The sequence below is a fragment of the Kitasatospora sp. NPDC007106 genome (assembly GCF_040634455.1).
GTDB classification, from domain to species: domain Bacteria; phylum Actinomycetota; class Actinomycetes; order Streptomycetales; family Streptomycetaceae; genus Kitasatospora; species Kitasatospora arboriphila.
In genome coordinates this window covers 1-1,071 of record NZ_JBEYFP010001440.1, presented here as the reverse complement: position 1 = coordinate 1,071, position 1,071 = coordinate 1, and the positions used below count along the sequence as shown (strand labels likewise).

Below are 1,071 nucleotides of genomic sequence, written 5' to 3'. Positions count from 1 at the left end.
GCGGCGGCGCGGGCGGCGGCCACCGCGGCGTCGACCTCGGCGGCGGTGCCGGCCGGGACGGCGGCGATGGGCTGCTCGGTCGCCGGGTTGAGCACCACGATGGTGTCCGGCCCGGCGGCGGGCCGCCAGCCGCCGCCGATGTACTGGTCCGCGTAGTGCTCCACCCGATGCTCCTCGGAGTCCGCTCCGGATTTAACTAGCAGTGGTAGTTAACTCGCGGGTAGCCCTCCGGCGCAAGAGCACGGCCCGGTACGGCACGGCGCGGCACCGCGGGTGACGCCCCCTCACACCCGGGCACCGGCCGAACGGCCACCACCCCGGGGTGCCTCCGCACGCCTGTAGGGTTGGGCCGCATGAACGCCCGAACAGCCCCCGCCACAGCGGCCTCCCGCAGGTCCGAGGCCCGGGAGAGGCTGCTCGACACGGCCGCCGAACTGTTCTACGCGGAGGGCGTCCAGGCCGTGGGCGTCGACCGGCTGATCGCCGAGGCCGGCATCACCAAGGCCACCTTCTACCGGCACTTCCCCGGCAAGGACGAACTCGTCCTCGCCTACCTCGGCCGACGCGACCGAGCCGTCCGGGAACGGCTCGCGGCGGCCGCGGCGGCCTCGCCCGACCCGCGCACCACCCTCGCCGTCCTGGTGGCGGCCCTCGCCGACGAGGTCTGCGGGCCCGGCTTCCGCGGCTGCCCGTTCATCAACGCCGCCGCCGAGTACCCCGATGCCGACCACCCCGTCCGGCAGCTCGTCACCGCCCACCGCCGCTGGTTCCGCGGCGCGCTCGCGGACCTGCTCGCCGCCTGCGGCCACCCCGACCCGGTGGGCGGGGCCGCGGCGCTGCTCCTCCTCCGCGACGGCGCCATGGTCGCCGGATACCTCGACGGCACCGAGACCCGCGACCGCATCACCGCCACCGCCACCGCCCTCCTCGGCCCGCTCCCCTGACCGAGCCCTCACCAGGCACCCCGGGGGCACGGGGGAAACCGAGCACCCCGGATACCCCATGGACGCGTGGGGGCACCTCCCGGCCGAAGGCTGGGGGAGAACTGCGCAGTCCGGGGGTGGGCAGCCC

The 1,071-nt window shown here is 76.1% G+C and carries 2 protein-coding genes; one reads left to right on the top strand and one right to left on the bottom strand.

Annotated elements, in window-relative coordinates; translation table 11 throughout:
* Positions 1-164, bottom strand: a 164-nt coding sequence (locus tag ABZ641_RS39120; protein ID WP_359989489.1) for an aldehyde dehydrogenase family protein, incomplete at its 3' end; no start/stop codon positions are given.
* A 189-nt stretch (positions 165-353) separates the two neighbouring features.
* Here ABZ641_RS39120 and ABZ641_RS39115 point away from each other — a divergent pair.
* On the top strand, positions 354-944 hold the full coding sequence (locus ABZ641_RS39115; protein WP_344624278.1) for a TetR/AcrR family transcriptional regulator: 591 nt from the start codon (positions 354-356) through the stop codon (positions 942-944).
* The last annotated feature ends 127 nt before the right edge of the window (positions 945-1,071 follow it).

Excerpts from the sequence above, each read along its gene's own strand:
- ABZ641_RS39115 (WP_344624278.1), top strand. The coding sequence starts at position 354 with ATGAACGCCCGAACAGCCCCCGCCACAGCGGCCTCCCGCAGGTCCGAG.